General features: G+C 67.0%; 18 protein-coding genes. 15 read left to right on the forward strand and 3 right to left on the reverse strand.

Going from position 1 to position 19,024, the window contains the following annotated elements; genetic code table 11:
* Positions 1 to 216: 216 nt before the first annotated feature.
* On the reverse strand, positions 217 to 1,335 hold the full coding sequence (locus FJM51_RS20660; protein ID WP_181164676.1) for a Gfo/Idh/MocA family protein: 1,119 nt from the start codon (positions 1,333 to 1,335) through the stop codon (positions 217 to 219).
* A 40-nt stretch (positions 1,336 to 1,375) separates the two neighbouring features.
* Complete coding sequence (locus FJM51_RS20665; protein WP_181164677.1) at positions 1,376 to 2,326, reverse strand: ABC transporter substrate-binding protein; 951 nt, start codon at positions 2,324 to 2,326, stop codon at positions 1,376 to 1,378.
* A 348-nt stretch (positions 2,327 to 2,674) separates the two neighbouring features.
* Between FJM51_RS20665 and FJM51_RS20670 the strand changes: the two genes are divergently transcribed.
* The 9 genes from FJM51_RS20670 to FJM51_RS20710 all read left to right on the forward strand — a co-directional run bounded on the left by FJM51_RS20670 (position 2,675) and on the right by FJM51_RS20710 (position 11,739).
* A complete protein-coding gene (locus FJM51_RS20670) occupies positions 2,675 to 3,913 on the forward strand; it encodes an MFS transporter (RefSeq protein WP_181164678.1) in 1,239 nt (412 codons plus the stop codon).
* Between the two features lie 98 nt (positions 3,914 to 4,011).
* A complete protein-coding gene (locus tag FJM51_RS20675) occupies positions 4,012 to 5,241 on the forward strand; it encodes an acyl-CoA dehydrogenase family protein (RefSeq protein ID WP_181164679.1) in 1,230 nt (409 codons plus the stop codon).
* A gap of 19 nt (positions 5,242 to 5,260) precedes the next feature.
* Positions 5,261 to 6,208 carry a hydroxymethylglutaryl-CoA lyase gene (locus FJM51_RS20680; protein ID WP_140456028.1) on the forward strand — a complete coding sequence of 316 codons (948 nt, stop codon included), beginning with the start codon at positions 5,261 to 5,263 and terminating at the stop codon, positions 6,206 to 6,208.
* 12 nt (positions 6,209 to 6,220) lie between these two features.
* A complete protein-coding gene (locus FJM51_RS20685; protein WP_140456029.1) occupies positions 6,221 to 7,435 on the forward strand; it encodes a CaiB/BaiF CoA transferase family protein in 1,215 nt (404 codons plus the stop codon).
* Between the two features lie 92 nt (positions 7,436 to 7,527).
* Positions 7,528 to 8,304 (forward strand): HpcH/HpaI aldolase family protein, encoded by a 777-nt coding sequence (locus FJM51_RS20690; RefSeq protein WP_181164680.1) that lies wholly within the window; start codon positions 7,528 to 7,530, stop codon positions 8,302 to 8,304.
* 51 nt (positions 8,305 to 8,355) lie between these two features.
* On the forward strand, positions 8,356 to 8,862 hold the full coding sequence (locus FJM51_RS20695) for a PCC domain-containing protein (RefSeq protein WP_140456031.1): 507 nt from the start codon (positions 8,356 to 8,358) through the stop codon (positions 8,860 to 8,862).
* A gap of 17 nt (positions 8,863 to 8,879) precedes the next feature.
* Positions 8,880 to 9,791, forward strand: a complete 912-nt coding sequence (locus tag FJM51_RS20700) for an aldolase/citrate lyase family protein (protein WP_140456032.1) — start codon at positions 8,880 to 8,882, stop codon at positions 9,789 to 9,791.
* A 23-nt stretch (positions 9,792 to 9,814) separates the two neighbouring features.
* Positions 9,815 to 10,942: a YncE family protein gene (locus FJM51_RS23960; RefSeq protein ID WP_181164681.1), complete on the forward strand. Its 1,128-nt coding sequence runs from the start codon at positions 9,815 to 9,817 to the stop codon at positions 10,940 to 10,942.
* A gap of 14 nt (positions 10,943 to 10,956) precedes the next feature.
* Positions 10,957 to 11,739 carry an HpcH/HpaI aldolase family protein gene (locus FJM51_RS20710; RefSeq protein WP_140456033.1) on the forward strand — a complete coding sequence of 261 codons (783 nt, stop codon included), beginning with the start codon at positions 10,957 to 10,959 and terminating at the stop codon, positions 11,737 to 11,739.
* Between the two features lie 6 nt (positions 11,740 to 11,745).
* Here the strand turns inward: FJM51_RS20710 and FJM51_RS20715 are convergent, their stop codons facing one another.
* Entirely contained in the window at positions 11,746 to 12,426 is a 681-nt protein-coding gene (locus FJM51_RS20715; RefSeq protein WP_181164682.1) for a GntR family transcriptional regulator, read from the reverse strand.
* A gap of 138 nt (positions 12,427 to 12,564) precedes the next feature.
* Here FJM51_RS20715 and FJM51_RS20720 point away from each other — a divergent pair, with 138 nt between their 5' ends.
* The 6 genes from FJM51_RS20720 to FJM51_RS20745 all read left to right on the forward strand — a co-directional run bounded on the left by FJM51_RS20720 (position 12,565) and on the right by FJM51_RS20745 (position 18,989).
* On the forward strand, positions 12,565 to 13,350 hold the full coding sequence (locus FJM51_RS20720) for an MBL fold metallo-hydrolase (RefSeq protein ID WP_140456035.1): 786 nt from the start codon (positions 12,565 to 12,567) through the stop codon (positions 13,348 to 13,350).
* A gap of 13 nt (positions 13,351 to 13,363) precedes the next feature.
* Positions 13,364 to 13,873 carry an FAS1-like dehydratase domain-containing protein gene (locus tag FJM51_RS20725; protein ID WP_181164683.1) on the forward strand — a complete coding sequence of 170 codons (510 nt, stop codon included), beginning with the start codon at positions 13,364 to 13,366 and terminating at the stop codon, positions 13,871 to 13,873.
* Positions 13,870 to 14,352 carry a MaoC family dehydratase gene (locus FJM51_RS20730; RefSeq protein ID WP_210240371.1) on the forward strand — a complete coding sequence of 161 codons (483 nt, stop codon included), beginning with the start codon at positions 13,870 to 13,872 and terminating at the stop codon, positions 14,350 to 14,352. Before FJM51_RS20725 ends, FJM51_RS20730 begins: the two co-directional genes overlap by 4 nt.
* 115 nt (positions 14,353 to 14,467) lie before the next feature.
* On the forward strand, positions 14,468 to 15,607 hold the full coding sequence (locus tag FJM51_RS20735) for an ABC transporter substrate-binding protein (RefSeq protein ID WP_181164684.1): 1,140 nt from the start codon (positions 14,468 to 14,470) through the stop codon (positions 15,605 to 15,607).
* A 325-nt stretch (positions 15,608 to 15,932) separates the two neighbouring features.
* A complete protein-coding gene (locus FJM51_RS20740) occupies positions 15,933 to 17,114 on the forward strand; it encodes an ABC transporter substrate-binding protein (protein ID WP_140456038.1) in 1,182 nt (393 codons plus the stop codon).
* Positions 17,115 to 17,249: 135 nt separating this feature from the next.
* Positions 17,250 to 18,989, forward strand: a complete 1,740-nt coding sequence (locus FJM51_RS20745; protein ID WP_140456039.1) for an ABC transporter permease — start codon at positions 17,250 to 17,252, stop codon at positions 18,987 to 18,989.
* The last annotated feature ends 35 nt before the right edge of the window (positions 18,990 to 19,024 follow it).

The raw sequence follows: 19,024 nt of genomic DNA on the forward strand, positions 1-19,024 counted from the left end.
TCCGCCTCGCCGAGATGATGATCGCGAAACGCGCGAAGCCGGATCCCGAGGCGCTCGCAGATCCCGGCGTCAACCTCAAGAAGCTGCTCTGAAAGAAGCGCCGGGAAGGCGGAGCCGCTTCCCCGGCGTCCCTTGCGGACGAGCATTGCGCTCAGCCTCGCTCGAGAACATCTGGCCCAAAAGCTCTACAAGGCCCGGGAACCGTCTCGGCCAAGCCTAGGCGCGGAGCGCTGAGGCCGGTACGTCGACGATACCGCCAGTCGCGGAAGCTGCGCGGATGACATCGAGCAGATGGTGCAGTTCCACCGCCGTCGCGAAGGTCGGAAGGCGGGCGGGAATCCTTCCGCCGCGGATCGCTCGGGCGAATAGCGCGTACATCTGGCCAACCGCGTGCGGCGGCCCCCCCGGGAACTCTGCCGGAACCTCCGCGAATCCGGCGGGCACCGCCAGCGCCTCGAGGGTTTTCCCGCCCGCGGTTCCCTTGAGCAGGATATTGCCGTGGTTGGACGAGATCGGATGCGCGACGATGAGGGATCCCTTCGAACCATAGACCTCCATCCGGTAGCCGGAAGGAGCGAAGGGTACGTTGGCCACGTGCATCGAAGCAATCGCGCCGCCGGTCAGGCGCGCGTTGACGAGGATGTTGTCGGGCGCGGTGACGTCTACCATCTTCTGGGTGTCGGTCTGGTACCATTGTTTCGACTGGGTGGTGACGACCGCCTGAAGTCCCACTGGCTCTCCCGCGACAAAGCGCAACGTATCGAGGATGTGCCCCGCCTGGATGGTCAGCGGGTTGGCCCCCAGGGTTACGTCGCGGGTCCAGGTTCGTTTCGCCAGCCGCTCAAGCGGCCCGGGACGAAAGCAGGAGACGTGGCAGGCGAGGACCGACCCGATCGCGCCATCGTCGATCAGGCGGCGCATGTGCATGAGTTCCGGAGTGACGCGTGCCTGAAGGCCGGTGGCAGTGACGAGGCCGCGGGCCGCGGCGGCGTTCGCCAGTTCCTCGGCTTGCGCCGTCGTCGCGCCGAGCGGCCATTCGGTATAGACGTGCTTGCCCGCCTCGATCGCCGCCATGGTGGTCTCGTAGTGCGAGGGCACGCGGACGACCACCACCACCGCGTCGATCGCGTCCGACCGGACCATCTCGCGATAGTCGCTGAAAGCAAGCCGGGCGCCGAGAGCCTGCCGGGCTTCCTCCGCGCTGACGGGGTTCGTCGTGCACACGGCGGTCAGCTCCACATCGGGGCTGGCGGCGATGGCGGGGAAGTGTGACTCCGATGCCCAGTTGGAGCGGATATTCGCCCCGATGAAGCCGAGCCTGATCTTTTGAGGCATGGTTTCCCCCTGCTCCTGTGGTGGCTGGAGCGCGCCCGCGTCAGGCGGGGAGCGCGAAGAGTTCGCGGTCGAACAGCTCGATCGCTGACAGCCGCCGCGACGTGACGCCCTGCTCGTGCGCCGCGCGGCAGGCGAACTCGATGGTCGGCAGGTTCGCGTCCACGCCATAGGGCAGGAAGTCCCGGCCGACGATGTCGCGGCCCCGCTGCCGGAACACGTCCGGGTTGGTGATCCGCGGCATCCACGCGTCGCGCGCCTGAGTGAAGGCGGCGAAGAGGTCGCCGGCCAGCGAGGGGAGGCGCTCCAGCGCCGCGCGCCTGAGTACGATCATGTGCAGGATCGGATAGACGCCCGTGCGCGCATACCACTCCGCCTCGGCGGCCTTCGTATCGGAAAGAAGCGGCTTGATCGTCTCCGGATCGTGCTCCCAGCTTACACCCGCGTCGGTGAACGGCCGCGCGGGATCGTCCGCCGCGTCGATCTCTCCTGATTCGAGCAGGTCCGCCAGGGTGGCGCCTTCCGGCGCGGGAACGACATTGGTCGGTGGCGTGTATTCCGCGTTGTGGGCGCCCTCGAGATAGACCCAACGGATTCGCGAGACGTCGACGCCGTATTCGGAAGCGAGCACCGCGCGGTTCCAGAAGGTCGCGGTCTGGGGATAGGATTTGATCCCTACCGTCTTGCCTTCCAGGTCCTTCGGATGCGCGATGCCCGACCGCGTGTGGTACCAGATCCGGTTGTGCAGGAAGTTCCGCGTGACGAAGACCGGCAGCCCGACGAGCGGCTTTCCGAGGTCGCGGGCCTGGAGATAGTCGGTGAAGGTGATCTCGCCGATGTCGTACGCGAGGTTACAGACGGCGGGCATCGCCTTGCTGATCAGATCGACCTCCGTGAAGTCGATCTTCGCGCCGGGCACGGGGATCTCGCCGTCCGCGATGGGAGAGGTGTAGGGGCGTCGCTGGAACACGGCGCGGAGAGTGGTTTCGCTCATTCGGACATCTCCCAGTGTGATTGACTGGGCGGGGATCCTATCACGGTCGACGCGCCCAAACGGGATGCAATTTTGTGTGCAATATTCCCACGTCGTGGTTAGTACCATCGCTGGAATGAAAAGCAAGGATTTTCGTCGTCGCCGCGGCCGGGAACAGGCCATTGCCAAACCCGGACGAATCGGATACTCGTAGAAAAAACTGGATGCAATATTGCATTCCAGTAAACTCCGCGTCATGACGGAGGCCGCGCCGGGGAGGTGTGAGATGTTCGGTGGTTCATCCTCATGTTCGCATCGCGACTCGTCCGGCCTGCTCCGCGCCAAGATCGGTGCGGGGCGGGCGGAACCATGACGGCGACGCGCCAGGACACGCGCGCGCCCGGCGGCCTCCCTGACAAACTGAGGCAGAACCGGGGCTTCGTTCTTCTTGCCAGTTGCAGGGGCCTCATGGTGGTGGCCCGGCAGACGCTCGCGGTGGCGGTCGGATGGGATGTCTACGAGCGGACCTCGAACGTGGTCGACCTCGGTCTCATCGGCCTCTGCATGGCCCTGCCGATCTTCCTCTTCACCATTCCCGCCGGGATCGTCGCGGATCGCTACGACCGCAGGATCGTGCTCGCGGCGGGACTGGTGACGCAGTCGATCACCGCGGCGCTGATCGGATGCTGGTTCCAGTTCGGTGGCCCTTCGGTGACGCCGATCTTCGCGCTGCTCCTCGTCAGCGGGTCGGCGCATTCGTTTCTCAATCCCGCGCTGTCCTCGACCCTGCCGAGACTGGTTCCGCGCGAGCTCTTCTCGAACGCGATCGCGGCCTCATCGTCGGTCAACAAGGTGGCGCAGCTCGCGGGTCCGGTCGCGGCGGGCTTCCTTCTCGGCGCGGACTGGCCGATCGCCTATACCGTCACCGCGACCGGGTTCTTCCTCGCCGCCCTCTGCGCGCTGCTGATCCGGCTCAACCTCAGGATCGAGGATCCGGACGAGATCGGCTGGAGCGCGCTTTTCGGCGGCTTCAAGTTCGTCTGGGAGACGCCGGTGGTCTTCGCCGCGATGACGATCGACCTCATCGCGGTGCTGTTCGGCGGTGTCATCGGCATCCTGCCGGTCTATGCCGCCGACATTCTTCATGTCGGGTCCGAAGGGCTCGGCATGATGCGCGCGGCGCCGGCGATCGGCGCCTTCACGATCGGAGCGATCCTCGCCTCGCATCGCCTGCCCTGGCCGGTCGGCAAGTCGTTCTTCGCCTCGCTGACCGTCTTCAGCCTGGCAATTCTCATCTTCAGCGTTTCGAGAAGCTTCCCGCTCTCGCTGGCGGCCCTCGCCGCCTATGGCGCCGCCGACATGGTCAGCATCTACGTGCGCCAGACGCTGATCCAGCTCGATACTCCGGATGATCTCCGCGGCCGCGTGGGCGCGGTCCATTCCTTCTCCGCCGGCGGCTCGACGCAGCTCGGCGATCTCCGGGCGGGGCTGATGGCCGGGGTGGTCGGGACGCCGGCCGCCGTGGCGATCGGTGGTTTGGTGACGCTGGCCGCCACCGGCCTGTGGTTCCAGCTCTTTCCGACGTTGCGGAAGATGTCGCGCTTCTGACCATCGCCCCCCCGAAATGTTCGGCGTAACGAACTGCGGGGGGGTGACGGAAACAAAAATGCATGCTATATTGCATCCAAAATTGGAGATCGAACGACATGAAAGATTCGCTGCCGGAGGACACGGGGATGTTCAGGCTTCCCGACGACGTCCTGCAAATCCAGAAGGTTGCGCGGGACATCGTGCGGAACGAACTCCTTCCACTGGAGAAGCAGTTCCTGCTCAGTCCGAACTACGCGCACGGGGTGAAGGAGACGCTCAATCTGCGCTATGTCTTCGACGCTTCGACGGCCGACCGGCTGGAGAAGATCTCGAAGGAGACCGGGCTCTTCTACCTGCTCGTGCCCGAGGAGCATGGCGGGGCGGGGCTCTCGACGCTGGCGCAGGTCGCCGTGCTCGAGGAGTTCATGTACACGGCGGTGCCGTTCCCATTCGCGAACGTGCCGAACATCCTCTACGACTGTGCCGGAAATCAGATCGACAGGTATCTGAAACCCGTCATCAACGGCGAGAAGACCACCGCGTTCGCCCAGACGGAACCCGACGCTGGTTCGGACCCCGGCGGCATGATGAAAACCAAGGCGGTCAGGGATGGCGACGACTGGGTCATCAACGGCACCAAGATGTGGATCTCGAGCGCCAATGAATGCGACCTGCTCATGGTCCAGGCGGTCACCGATCCCGACAAGCGTCAGCGCGGTGGCATCACCATGTTCCTCGTCGACCGGAAGAACCCCGGCGTGAAGATCGACACCCCGGGCATCCAGACCTGGCTCAGCCCGCGCGCGGGACAGTACATCGTGCATTTCGAGGATTGCCGCGTGCCGGCGGAGGACGTGCTCGGCGAGGTCGGCAACGGCTTCCGGCTTGGCCAGAAATGGCTGACGATCCACGACCGGCTGATGCGTGGCCCGCTCGCGCTCGGCAAGATGCGCCGCGCGATCGAGATGTCGATCGATTGGGCCAAGCAGCGCAAGACCTTCGGCAAGCCGATCTCCGAGCGCCAGGCGATCCAGTGGAAGCTCGTCGACATGTACGTCGACTTCAAGGCGCTGCGCTCGATGACCTACGAGGCGGCGGCGCGGGCGGACGCCGGCGAGGACATGCGCTCCGAGGCGGCGCTGGTGAAGCTTTGCGGCACCGAATGGGGCGCGCGTTGCGTCGACCAGGCGATCCAGATCCATGGCGCGATGGGGGAATCCTCGGAACTGCCGCTGACCAACTTCTACAAGTATCTCCGGCACGCGCAGATCGGCGGCGGGACGAGCGAGATCCAGCGGCACCTGCTGGCCCGGAGCCTGCTCTCCGACGCCGGCGTGAACCTCTGACCGGCGCGGGACGACTGCCATGAGTGACCTGCCGAGCCGCGTCCATATCACCGAGGAGGGACCGCGCGAGGGGTTCCAGTTCGAGAAGGGGGAAATTCCGACCGCGCGCAAGATCGAGCTGATCGACGCGCTGTCGACGACCGGGATCGGGCAGATCCAGGTGGTCTCCTTCGTCCATCCGAAGGCGGTGCCGCAGATGGCCGACGCCGAGGCGGTGGTCGCGGGCATCGCGCCGCGGGAGGGCGTGGAGTTCATCGGGCTCTGGCTCAACGTCCGGGGGCTGGAGCGCGCGATGGCGACGGGCAAGCTCCATCTCGAAGGCTCGATCGCGCTGACCGCCTCGGAGACGTTCCTCGTGCGCAACCAGAAGCGCACCTTCGCCGACAACCTCGCGCAGCAGCGCGAGATGGCGGCGGCCTACAAGACGGCCGGCATTCCGATCACCCGGGGCTCGGTGATGGCCGCCTTCGGTTGCAACTTCGAGGGGCGCATTCCGGTCGAGCGCGTGGTCTCGCAGGTTGGGGACATCCTGGCGGTCGCCGAGGAGCAGGAAGAGCGGATCACGCTCCTGAACCTGTCCGACACGATGGGCTGGGCGACGCCGCGCGGCATCCGCGAGGTGGTGGGCGCGGTGCGCGAGCGCTATCCCGAGCTCGAGATGTCGCTGCACCTGCACGACACGCGTGGCATGGGCATCGCCAACGCCTGCGCGGGGCTGGAAATGGGCGTGGCGCATTTCGACGCCTGCGTCGGCGGGCTCGGCGGCTGCCCCTTCGCGGGCAACCGCGCGGCGGCGGGCAATGTCTGCACCGAGGATCTGGTATTCCTCTGTCGCGATCTCGGGATCGAGACGGGGATCGACCTCGACGCGCTGATCGAGGTGGCCGCGCTCGCCGAGGACATCGTGGGGCACCCGCTGCCGGGCTCGGTCAAGAGCGGTGGCGCGCTGACTTCGTGGTATGCGTGAGGAGGACGGGGCGTGGCTGGATTGCTTGAAGGCGTGACCGTTCTCGACCTGAGCGCGGTCATCTCGGGGCCGCTCTGCTCTTATCAATTCGCGATGCTGGGGGCCGAGGTCATCAAGGTCGAGCCGCCCGCGCGGGGCGATCTGGCGCGGAGCCTCGGCGCCGACGCGCGGCTGAACGCCGAGGGGATGGGCGTGTCCTTCCTCGCAACCAACGCCGGCAAGAAATCCGTCGCGCTCGACCTCAAGACCGAGGCGGGGATCGCGGCGCTCGAACGGCTCGTCGCGGCCTCGGACGTACTCATCGAGAACTTCCGGCCCGGAACCATGGCCCGGCTCAAATTCGACTACGACCGCGCGCGGGCGATCCGGCCCGATCTCGTCTGGTGCTCGATCTCCGGCTTCGGCCAGTCCGGCCCGCTGGCGGAGCGGCAGGCCTATGACCAGATCATCCAGGGCTATTGCGGGCTGATGAGCCTCACCGGCGACCAGGAGACCGCGCCGATGCGCTCGGGCTTCCAGGTCTGCGACACGCTCGCGGCGATCACCGCCGCCTTCGCGATCTGCGCCGCGCTCTACAATCGCCAGCGGACCGGCGAGGGCGAGTTCATCGACGTCTCGATGCTCGACTCCTCGCTCGCGAGCCTGACCTCCTGGCCGGCGTCGGGCCTCCTGAACGCGGGCAAGGTTCCGAAGCCAATGGGCAACGAGAACGCCGCCTCCTCGCCCTCGGGGGCGTTCCGCGCGGCGGATGGGCTCGTCAACATCGTCGCCAACGACCAGAAGCAGTACCACGGGCTTTGCGACGCTCTCGGCGCGCCGGAACTGAAATCGGATCCCCGGTTCCACGACCGGCCGGCGCGCGTGGTCAACCGGCGCGAGCTGCGCGCGCTCCTGGAGGAGAAGCTCGCCAGCCGGACCGCCGGGGACTGGGTCGAGATCCTGACCCGGGCGAACGTCCCGGCCGGGCCGATCCTCGATCTCGCGGGTGCCATGGCGCATCCGCAGATCGCGGCGCGCGAGATGATCAAGACCTTCGACGCGAGCGCGATCGGGAGGCCGTTCAGCGTGTCGCGCCTCGGCTTCACGCTTCGCGGCGACCTTCCGGATGTGGCGCTTCCCCCGCCCCGGCTGGGGGAGCATACGGACGAGGTGCTTCGATCGGTCGGGTGCTCCGAACAGGAAATAGAACGCCTGAGCGGGGGCGGCGAGACGCGGCGAGCGTCCTAGGAACGCGCTCCCGGGCCGCGAGGCCCGGCGGGCTCAGTATCAATTGCGAAATCATCCGCCGTGCCGGATGTCATGAAATGGGGGGAAGGCGGATGCCGAACGCGCTGCTGGAACGACTGAAGACCAAGAAATCCATCATCGGAATGCAGTGCTTCACCGGCTCGGCGGCGCTGGTCGAGATCATGGGCTTCTCCGGCTTCGACTGGGTCTCCATCGACATGGAGCACACGACGATCAGTTTCGCCGATGTCGAGAACCTGACGCGCGCGGCCGAGGTCAGCGGGATGATCCCGATGGTGCGCGTCGCCGAGAACGAGCCGCTCCTGATCGCAAAGGCGCTCGACGCCGGCGCGGTCGGCGTCATCGTCCCGCATATCCAGACCGCCGCCGATCTCAGGAAGGCGCTCGCCTCGGCGCGCTTCGCCCCGGAAGGTGACCGCGGCAAATGCGGGCAGGTGCGCGGCAGCCATTACGGCGCGGACGGCGTGCCCTGGTCCGAGTTCTGGAAGAAGAAGAACGACAGCGTCGTCATCATGCCGCTGGTCGAGGAGCGCGAGGGGATCGAGAACCTCGACGAGATCCTCGCCGTCGACGGCGTCGACGTGCTCTGGCTCGGGATCGGCGATCTCGCGCAATCCTATGGTGTGCCGGGCGCGCCGATGAACAAGGAGCCGCTGCTCTCGGTCGCGCGTGAAGCGATCGCGAAGACCAGGGCGGCGGGCAAGGTGCTGCTGGCGCCGTCCTCCCCGGTACATACGCACGACTATTGCCGCGAGTTGCTGGAAATGGGGTTCGGCGGCATCAGCTACGGCACCGACACCTCGATCTTCCGCAACGTCTGCCGGGACGCGATGGCGATCGTGAAATGATCAACCACCGGTTCCCATCCGGTCAGGTCAAGCAAGGTTAGGACAAGAGACATGAGCTATTCGGTCAAGGGCAAGCTCGCGGAGCTGATCTATGTGCGTCTCGACAAGGGCGAAGATCTGCTCCAGGCGATCAAGGACGCGGCGGTGGAGCACGACATCAAGACGGGCGCGGTGCTCGACATCACCGGCAGCGTCACCAAGGCGCGGGTGCAGAAGTTCCCCGGCAAGACCAACGACGCCGCCGTGCGCATCGAGGTGGTCGAGATCGACGGTCCGCTCGAGATGACCGGCCACGGCATCATCGGCATGACCGAGGGATCCGGCGGCATCGGCGAGTACAAGGACGGCGAGCCCTATGTCCATGTCCATGTCGTCGTCACCTCGGCCGACTACACGATCTGCGGCCATCTGATGCCGGGCACCTTCATCCGCTCGCATCTGGAGAAGTCGCATTTCACCATCATCCTCGCCAAGACCGAGGGCGTGAGCCTCACCGCCGCCTTCGAGCAGACGCCGGACGGCAAGGGCCGGATCTACCACGACCTGAAATCGGCCTGAGCGCGGGAGGGCGGAACATGGCACAGCTGCCTCGGAACCGGATGATCGAGCGCCTGCGCGCGGGCAAGCCCGTCTTCGGCGGCACGATGCATTCAGGCGACATCTCGAGCGCCCGGACCTACGGCGACTCGAACCTCGACTATGTGATGGTCGACCTCGAGCACGAGGGCTTCGACATGCCTAGGCTCGGTGACACGCTGCAATGGATGATCAGCCGCCGCCGCCTCGCCGCGACCGGCGAGCCCTTCCCCTCGCCGACGCCGCTGGTGCGCCTGCCGCACCATGGCAACGAGCGGATCAGCTGGATCGCGAGCCAGGTGCTCGACTACGGCGCGCTCGGCATCGTGCTGCCCTATACCGAGAGCGCCGACGATCTCGCGCATATGGTCGAGGCGATCAGCTATTCGCGCAAGGACGCGGAGGGGCGGATCACCGGCGAGCGGAGGGTCTGGCCGAAGCTCGCGATGCGCTACTGGGGCTATGACAAGTTCGAGGAATACCGCGACATGGCCGACCTCTGGCCCCGCAATCCTTCGGGCGAGCTCGCGCTCATCGCGATCGTGGCGACGCCGAAGGCGCTGGAGAACATCGAGGAGATCGCCTCGGTGCCCGGCCTCAGCGGGATGATGTTCGGGGCGAAGCACGCATTCCACGCCTTCGCCAAGACCGGCAAGATCGACCTCGAGGATCCCGATCTAGTCCATTTCCGCAACAGGATGCTCGCCGCCTGCCAGAAGAACGGCATCGCGGCGGGGACCTCGCTCGCGCCGACGCCGCCCAAGGGCGCGGGCGGCAAGGGCATGGTGGACACCGCCTATCTGGAGCGGCGCATCGCCGAGGGGTTCCGGGTGTTCCTGACGCAAGGGAACAGCCGCCCCGTCATCGGAGCGGAGACCGGGCTGACCGAGGCGACACCGATCGCCGTCTGAGCCTTTCCTGGGGAGGAAACGACATGAAGAGACACGGATCGGCCGCGCTGGGCGCGGCCGCGATGCTCCTCGGCGCGCTCGCGCCCGCGCGGGCGGAGACGGTGAAGACGCCGGATCGCGTATTGCTGGCGCTCTCGAAGGCCGATGCGACGCTCTCGGTCATCGACCCGGCGACGCTGGCCATTCTCGCCAAGGTGCCGACCGGTCCCGATCCGCACGAGCTGCTGTCGCCGGACGGCCGGACCGTCTACGTCTCGAACTACGGCGGCGGCCCCGGCGGCTATCCCGACACGCTCCTGAGCGAGATCGACGTGATCGACGCGCGGAGCCAGGAAGTGATCGAGCGGTTCGACACCGCGCCGCTGCTCGGTCCGCACGGGCTCAGTTGGGCGGGCGGCAAGCTCTACTTCACCGCCCAGGCCTCGAAGGCGCTCGGGCGCTACGATCCGAAGCTGAACAAGGTCGACTGGATCCTCGGCACGGGCATGACCTTCACCCATTTCCTGAAGGTGAGCCCGGACGAGAAGACGATTGTGACCATGAACGTCGATGCCGGACCTGGCAGCCCGACCGGGTCGATGAGCGTCTTCCGCCTGACCGACGCGCATCCGCCCCATTACCTGCCAACCAATGCGAAGCCGCGCGAGACCGGCGCCGACTGGACGCAGACGGTCATCCCGCTCGGCCTCGGCGTGGAGGGGCTGGCGGTATCCCCGGATTTCACGGAGGCCTGGACCGCCGATCTCGAGGGGACCATCCATGTGGTCGACATCGCGGGCGCGACCGAGGCCGCGAAGCTGCCGGATGGGCCGAAGGGCGCGCATCGGCTGACCTTCGCGGAGGGCGGCAAGTACGTGGTCGTGGTCAGCATCCTCGAGAACGACGGGACGCCGGACAACGACGCGCCGGAGAAGCTCGGCCGCCTGCAGGTCTGGGACGCGGCCGCGCGGACCAGGGTCGGCGACATCCGGATCGGCTGTCAGGGCGCGGGGCTGCTCGCGGACGAGGTCGGGCACCGGGTCTTCGTCTCCTGTACGCCGCAGAACGTCGTGCGCGTGGTCGGGATCGACCCGGCGACCGGCGCGCCGAGCGTCGGGCCGGATCTCGACGTGGGCGGGCGGCCGGACGCGCTGGCCTTCGCGGCGGAATAGGGACGGAGGACGCCATGGAAAGCCCACCGGAAACCTGCAATCGCGTGAAGGCGCTGCTGCGCTGTGACGAACTCGCGCTCGGGCTGATCGTCCGGGTGGTCCGGTCGGCCGAGATCGTGTTGGTGGCCCGGCAGTCGGGCCATGATTTCATCTTCATCGACACCCAGCACGCCGCGTTCGACCTCCAGACGATCACGAGCCTCGCGATCGCCGCGACCGCCGCGGGCATCACGCCGCTCGTTCGGGCGCGGGGCTACGACGACCCGGACCTCTCGATCCTGCTCGACGCCGGGGTCATGGGGGTGATCGTCCCCGACGTGGCGACGGCCGAGCAGGCGCGGCGGGTCGTGCGCGCCTGCAAATACGCGCCCGAGGGCGCGCGCTCCTATGCCGGGCCGATGATCGGCCTCGGCTATTCGGGCGCCTCTCCCGCCGAGGCGATCGGCCGGGCGAACGAGGAAATCCTGGTCATCTGCATGATCGAGACCCGCGAGGGCCTCGCGAACGCGGGCGAGATCGCGCGGGTGGATGGCGTCGACGTGCTCCACATCGGCTGCGGCGACCTGCTCATGGACATGGGGCTTCCCGGCCAGTTCGACGGCCCCGAGATCGCCGAGGCGGTGCGCGCGGTGATCGGCCATTGCAGGGAGGCGGGCAAGGCCTGCGGCTTCGGCGGCGACCGGAACCGGGAGCGCCAGCGCCGCTACATCGCCGAGGGCGTGCGCTTCGTCACCACGCAGGCCGACGTGGCGCTGCTGATCCAGGCCGCGACCGCCGGGGTGAAGGAACTGCGCTGACGCCGGTCAGGCGTTGGCTTCGAGATGGTCGCGCAGGCGGTCGCTCGCGTGCCGGATATGGGCGCGAAGCACGTTCTCTGCCTTCTCGCAGTCGCCGCTCCGGATCGCCGCGACGAGGTCCTGGTGCTCCTCGAGCGGCTGGTTGCCGACCGTCAGGCCATGCCCATCCAGCCGCCGCTTCAGCTCGATCTTCTCGTTGACCGCCATCAGCGTCTTGCAGAGATGCTCGTTGCCGGAAAACGAGGCCAGCGTCTGGTGGAAGTTCTGGTCGACGAGAAGCCGCGCCCGGTTCACCGAGGCCGGGAACATCTTCGCGTATTCGGCATTGATCTGCTCGAGCCTCTCGACTTCCTGCTGGGTGAAGCCGCGGGCGCAGACCGTGCGCAGCGCGTGGGTCTCCAGCGCCTCGCGCGTGCCGTAGAGATCGCGCACCTCGCCGGAGCCGACCTCGGCGACGAAATAGCCGCGCCGCGCGCGCCGACCGGCGTAACCTTCCTGATAGAGGCGCTCGAGTGATTCCCGCACGGGAGTCCGCGAGACCGAAAGCTGGTCGGCGAGATCCTGATGGACCAGCCGCACGCCGGGACGCAGCTTTCCCGACATGATCATTTCCTTCAGCGCCGAATAGACCGCCTCGTTCAGATCTCCGGCCTTGCGGAGCGCTTTGGGCTCGGCTTGGGTTTCCACGGCGGCTCCTCGAAGGTCTGCATCCAAAACGAAGCTTCCCTTCTGTCTATCAACGGATCGGGCTTGCATCAAGCGCTGCGAATGATATTTTGGATCCAATAATGCATGCCGTAACGCATCGCGCAACAGGGATCTGCCATGGACACCGAGACGCCCGAATTCCCGATCCGGGTCGGCGGCTACCGGATCGACCTGCTCTTCCAGGGCTATCCGGGCAAGTCCGCCCATAATGGCGGTCTCGGCTGGAGCACGGTGGCGCTGCTGCGCGGCCATGACCGGGTGATCCTGATCGACACCGGCGCGATCGGAATCCGGACCCCGCTGCTCCATCGGCTCAAGCAACTCGGGCTGGCGCCGACCGACATCACGGATGTCCTGCTCACCCATTCCCACTGGGACCACGTCATGAACTACCCGCTGTTCACGGCGGCGAACCTGTATATCGGAAAGGTCGATCTCGACTGGGCCAATTCCGGCGCCGCCGATGTCTACGCGGTCGCCGAGCCCTATGCGCGGGAACTGGCGCGGGAACCGCGGCTCTCGTATCTCGAAGTCGGTTCCGAGGTCTTTCCGGGCATCCGGGTCGAAGCCGGTCCGGGCCACACGCCGGGGCACCTGATCTTCATCCTGAGCGGCGAGGATCGCGACGTGGTCTTCGTCCAGGACGCGGCGAAGAACAAGGCGGAGATGGTCTCGCGCGACACCGATCTAACGATCGACTCCGCGCGCAGCCGGGCCACGATCGAGCGGATCTGGGCGCTCTGGAGCGCGCGCGCCGGCAACATCCTCGTTCCCGGCCATGATCTCCCGATGATCCTCTGTGACGGCGAGATCGTCTTCCTCGGCCGGAGGCAGGCCGGCGTCATCGGACTCCTCGGCGACAGCCCCGAGGAGCAGACCCTGTTCCCCCTCACCAAGCCATGAAGGAGGTGAAGACTTGACACTGCTGAACGACGAGATCCTGAGTTTCGTGGGCGTCGAAAGCCCGGAGGTCGAGGCGCCCAATCCGGTCGAGTCGAGCGAGGTCCGGCGCTACGCTCAGGCGATCATGGACGACGACCCGCGCTACGTGGCGGGGGAGGGCGGCGAGGCGCCGATCGCGCCGCTGCTCTTTCCGACGCACATGTTCCGCGCCGCCTTCGGTTCGCCCGACGTGCTGAGCGCGCGCGCGGAGGATCCCGATTTCGACGGCGGCGTGGCGCTCTCGAGCCGCGGCCTGCCTGATCTGCCGACGCGCAACCTCGTGCGCCTGAACGGCGGCGTGAAGGTCGATTTCTTCGACCATGCCCGTCTCGGAGAGCGCGTGCGCATGAAGTCGCGCTACGCTAGCATCACGGAGCGCGAAGGCAGCAAGGGGGCGATGCTGCTCGTGCTGATCGACACTGATTACTACACCTCGGACGACAGGCCGCTGCTGCGGGTCCAGAACACAGGCATCTACCGATGAACGACATGACCGCGCCGCGGCTGTTCGACAGCGTCGCTGTCGGAGACCGGATCGAACTCACGAAAGGTCCGCTGACGGAGGCCCATCTGATGCGGTGGTCCGCCGCGATGGAGAACTGGCACAGGATCCACTATGACCACCCGTTCTCCGTCGGCCACGAAAAGCTTCCCGGCCTGCTCATCAGTGGCTCGCTGAAGCAGCAATTCATCGTGCAGCTGCTCAGCCGCTGGGCGGGATCGGCCGGCTGGCTCGTTTCCGCGAGCTTCCAGTTCAGGGCGATGAACGTGGTGGGCGAGACGCTGACGGCGTGGGCGGAGGTGAAGGATCTGAGCTCCGGCGCGGACCACGGCCTCGTCACGTTCGATCTCGGCATTCGCAACGGGGCGGGCAAGGAGTCCACGCCTGGGTCCGGCGTCGTCTCCCTGCCGCTCGTGGCCACGGCGGCGGTCGTCCGGCCCGCGGCCGGCGGCCTGGCGTGATCCGGGCGCGGGGCGCGCCGAGGCGGACCCCCGCCCGGGGTTCGTCGACAACCAGATCAGGGGAGAAACCGGAATGACACGATCGGCTGGAGCATCCCGAGGAAAGGCGCGCTCGGTGCCTTTCCGCGGAACCGTCGGCGCGGCGGCGCTGGCGGTCGCCTGCGGCGCGGCCGCCAATGCCGCGGGCGCGTTCGACACGACGGAGAGCGTCTACGCGGAGCGCGCGGCCGACGCCGTGGCGGCCGGCAGGATCAAGGCCGAGTGCCTTCCGAGCGCGGCCACCGCCGTTGATCCGGCCTATCGCCCCATCCCCGCCCCGTCGGCCGAACTGGTCGAGGCGGCGCGCGCCGAGGGTAGCTTCGTGCTCAATTCGGGGATCTCGGACAAGCCTTCGGTTGACGCATACCAGGCGGCGTTCCAGATGCGCTATCCCGAGATCAGGATGAGCATCAGCTACGGCGGCGGTCCGAACATGGAGGAACGCTTCATGGCCGACCACGCCGCGGGGTCCAGCGCGGTCGACGCCGTGATCTCGGTCCGCCCGAGCTGGGTCGCCAAGGCGATGAAGGAGGGGGCGATCCTGCCGCTCGACAACACCATCCCGGGCTTCTTCGACGCCTGGCCGGGCGACTTCTGGGTGCTCGACACCGGGGCGGGCCGCACGGCGACCGCGTTCTACCGGCCGATCGGCATCGCCTATAACAGCGACCTCGTGACGGAGGAACTCGCGCCCCGATCCTATCAGGACCTGACTCGTCCCGAGTTCAAGGATCAGTTGTTGGGCCTCGACCCGCAGGCCGCCGGCATCTACGCCGGTGTCTGGAAGCATATCCTCGACAGCGCGGGTGAGGACACGATGCGCGCTTTGGGAGAGAACCTGATCAAGACACCGCTCTACGCCGATATCCAGCCGGCGGCGCAGGCGCTTGGCGCCGGGGCGGGCATGGTCATCATGGAGATGGGCGGAAACATCGCGCAGACGATGCGGAGCAACGGCGCTTCGGTCGAAGTCGTGATCCCGGAGGATGCGACGGGGTCGCAATACGCGTACGCGGTCTCATCGCAGGCGCCGCACCCGAACGCGGCCGCCCTGTTCGCCTACTGGCTTTACTCGGCCGAGGGCCAGTGGGTCATGAGCTGCTCCGCGCTCGCCGGCACCGTCGCCTATCCCGAGCACGGCGCCGAGCACTTCGCGCCGGTGACCGCCGTGGCTCCGGAGGAAATGACCCGGATCAGGGAGCTGCTCGGGCTCTGAACCTAGCCCCGCCGCTCGAGGGCGGCGGGGCTTGCCGGTCGCGGGAGCATGGTGATTCTCCCGGCCCCACTCGGCGCGTGACCTGATCCGCCGGGCCCGCTTCAAGCCCGCGTTGTTTTCGCTGTGGAAACGGGAAGAACTCACGCATTTAATATTGGATGCAGTTCGGGATGCAAGATTTCATTGGCTGCGCTGGCAAATTCTGCTACGAATCCGGAAAGGCGAAACTGTGGATCCGAATATCGAAGGCGCGACGGACATGCGTCGGAGGCATTCGGGCAAGCAAGCCAACAGCGCTCGCAAGAGCGCAACAGGGAGAAAAACCATGATCCAGTACGCCGCGCCGATCAGAATTCGTCCCTCCCGGGGCAGGGGGCTCGCCGGGATCGCCGCGACCCTCGCGCTCGTCGCGTCGTCCGGCGCGGCCAGCGCCGCCGGCGGCTTCGACACTTCCGACGCGGAATACACCGCCCGGGCGGAGGCCGCGGTGACGGAAGGCAAGATCTCCGAGCAGTGCCTCCCGAGTTCGGCCACGCCTCCCGAGGCTTCCTACAAGGCCATTCCCGCGCCGCCTCAGGATCTGATCGACGCGGCGGTCAAGGAGGGCGAACTGGTCCTGAACTCCGGGATCTCCGACAAGCCCTCGGTGGAAGCCTACAAGGCCGCCTTCGCCATGCGCTATCCGGGCATCCAGATGACGGTGGCCGCCGGGGGAAGCGCCGCCTTCGAGGAGCGCTTCCTCGCCGACCACGCGGCGGGAAGCAACCGCGTCGACGCCGCGATCTCGAATAAGCTCGCCTGGGTCAGCGAGGCACTGAAGGAAGAGGCGGTCCTTCCGATCGATGACACCATCCCCGGCTTCTTCGACATCTGGCCCGGCGGGTCCTGGACCTGGGAGACGCCCAACGGGAAGGTCGCGCCGGCCTTCCAGCGCTCGCTCGGGATCGCCTACAACACGGATCTGGTGTCGGGCGACCTCGTTCCGACGAGCTACGAGGATCTGGCGCGCCCGGAATTCAAGGACCAGCTGATCGCGATGGATCCCGAGGGGGCCATCACCTACGCGCGCGTCTGGAAGCAGATCCTCGACGTCGTGGGCGAGGAGACGATGCGCAAGATCGGCGACAACATGATCAAGACGCCGCTCTATTCCGACATCCAGCCGGCGGCGCAGGCGCTCGGCGCTGGCGGCGGCATGGTCATCATGGAGATGGGTGCGAACGTCGCCGCGACGATGAAGGCCAATGGCGCGCCGGTCGAGGTGGTGATGCCCGAATCCACCACCGGGACGCAATACACCTACGCGGTCTCCTCGACCGCGCCGCATCCGAACGCGGCCAAGCTCTTCGCCTACTGGCTCTATTCGCCGGAGGGACAGTGGGTCACGAGCTGCGCCGCGCTCGCCTCGAGCGTCGCCTACAACACCTACGGCAGCAAGGAATTCGTGCAGATCGAAGCCGTCCCCGACGACGAGATCGCGCGCATCAAGGAACTGCTCGGCCTCTGAGCCGGGCAGACAAGGCCCTGAGCCGAGGGGGCGCCAAGGCGCGCCCGAGGCCCGAAGGTTCGATCCAACAGGTTCCTGCAAAGAGGGGGAAATCGGTGGCCGGGGCGTCACATGCCCGGTTCACCGCGTGACAAGATGAGCTCCACAATCCAGATGTCACCATCGGGCCCGGGCGGCATCGCCCTCGGTGGCCGGGCGCCCAGGCTGAGGGCGCGACGGATCTCGCCCTTCATGATGTTCAACGTCGGCCTGCTCGCCGTCTTCATCATCGGCCTGCTCTATCCGATCGCGAAGGCGCTCGTCTGGGCCTTCTACAGCGACGGGTCCTGGGACCTGTCGGCCTTCGGCCAATTCGCGGCCAACGACGACGCGATGCGCTCCGTGCCAGTCACGCTGCTCATCGTCGGCTGCGCGAGCCTGGTCGCGACGACGATGGGCCTCGTGCTCGCCTATCTCAACGAGCGGACCGACGCCCGGATGGGGCTCTTCACCGACATGATCCCGTTCATCCCGCTGCTCATGCCCTCGATCGCCGGCGCTTTCGGCTGGGTGCTCGCGCTCTCACCCCGGATCGGCTACGTGAACCAGCTCTGGATGGCGATCTTCGGCACGGCCGGGCCGTTCAACGCCTTCAGCGTACCGGCGCTGATCTTCGTCTATTCGATTCACGGCACGACCTTCGCCTTCCTCATCATCTCGGCGGCGCTCAGGAACCTCGATCCGTCGCTCGAGGAACAGTCGCGCCTCTGCGGCGCGAGCCGCGGTCGCACGCTCACCCGCGTCGTGCTGCCCGCCATGCTGCCGAGCATCGCCGCCGCCGTGCTCCTCGTCATCTGGACGACCATGGGCGGTCTCGCGGTCCCCGCCGCGATGGCGCAGCCCGCCGGCATTCCGATCATGTCGGTGCAGATCCTGCGCTTCCTCCAGTTCGACTATCCACCGCAGTACGGTCCCGCCCTCGTGATGGCGTTCATCATGGTCGGCATCATCGGCGCGGTCTGGCTCGCCGCCGCGCGGATCCGCAAGCTCGGCCGTCACGGCACGGTGGGGGGCAAGACCCGAGTCGCGGCGCGCCGATCGCTCGGCCGCTGGAAATGGGTCGCGCGCGGGTTCATCCTCCTCTGGGCCACCATCGTCGTGCTCGTGCCCCTGACCTGCCTCGCCCTCGTCGCGCTGAACGGCTACTGGGCCGGGCACCTCAGGCTCGACAACATGAGCGTCGCGCATATCCTCTCGGTGTTCGAGCCGGGCAGCCTCAACCTGATCTCGCTCCTCAACAGCGTGAAGGCCGCGCTGATCGTGGCGACAATCGGCAGCGTGATCGCCGCCATCTTCTCGGTCTTCGTCACCTCGCGCAAAAGCAAGCTCGTGACGGTCGCGGACGGCGTGATGAAGCTCCCCACGATCCTTCCCGGTCTCGTGCTCGCCATCGGCTTCGTGCTCGCCTATGCCGGGCGGCCGTTCGATCTCGGCGGCACCTTCCTGATCCTCGTGATCGCCTTCCTGCTCGAACAGGTGCCGAAGGGCACGCTCACCACCGATCCGATCGCGGCCCAGGTCGGCCGCGAGCTGACCGAGGCCTCGCAGGTCAGCGGCGCCTCCGGGTTCCGCACCTTCTGGAAGGTCCACTTCCCGCTGATGCTGCCCGGAACGATCGTGGCCTGGGCGCTGCTGTTCGTCCATGTGATCGGCGACCTCGACACCTCGGCGCTCGTCGCGAGCGTCCACAACCCCACCATCGGATCGCAGATGCTGCGGCTCGGCGAGAACGGAGACTATCCGGCCGTCGCCGCGCTCGCGCTCCTCGTCGTCCTGATGTCGACGACGACGGTGACAACGGTGTTCGTCCTGAGCCGGGGGAGGAAATGGGCATGAGAAACTGGGCACCCCTTGGAGGACCGACCAATGAA

Origin of the sequence: Amaricoccus solimangrovi, assembly GCF_006385685.1 — a bacterium.
GTDB lineage: Bacteria > Pseudomonadota > Alphaproteobacteria > Rhodobacterales > Rhodobacteraceae > Amaricoccus > Amaricoccus solimangrovi.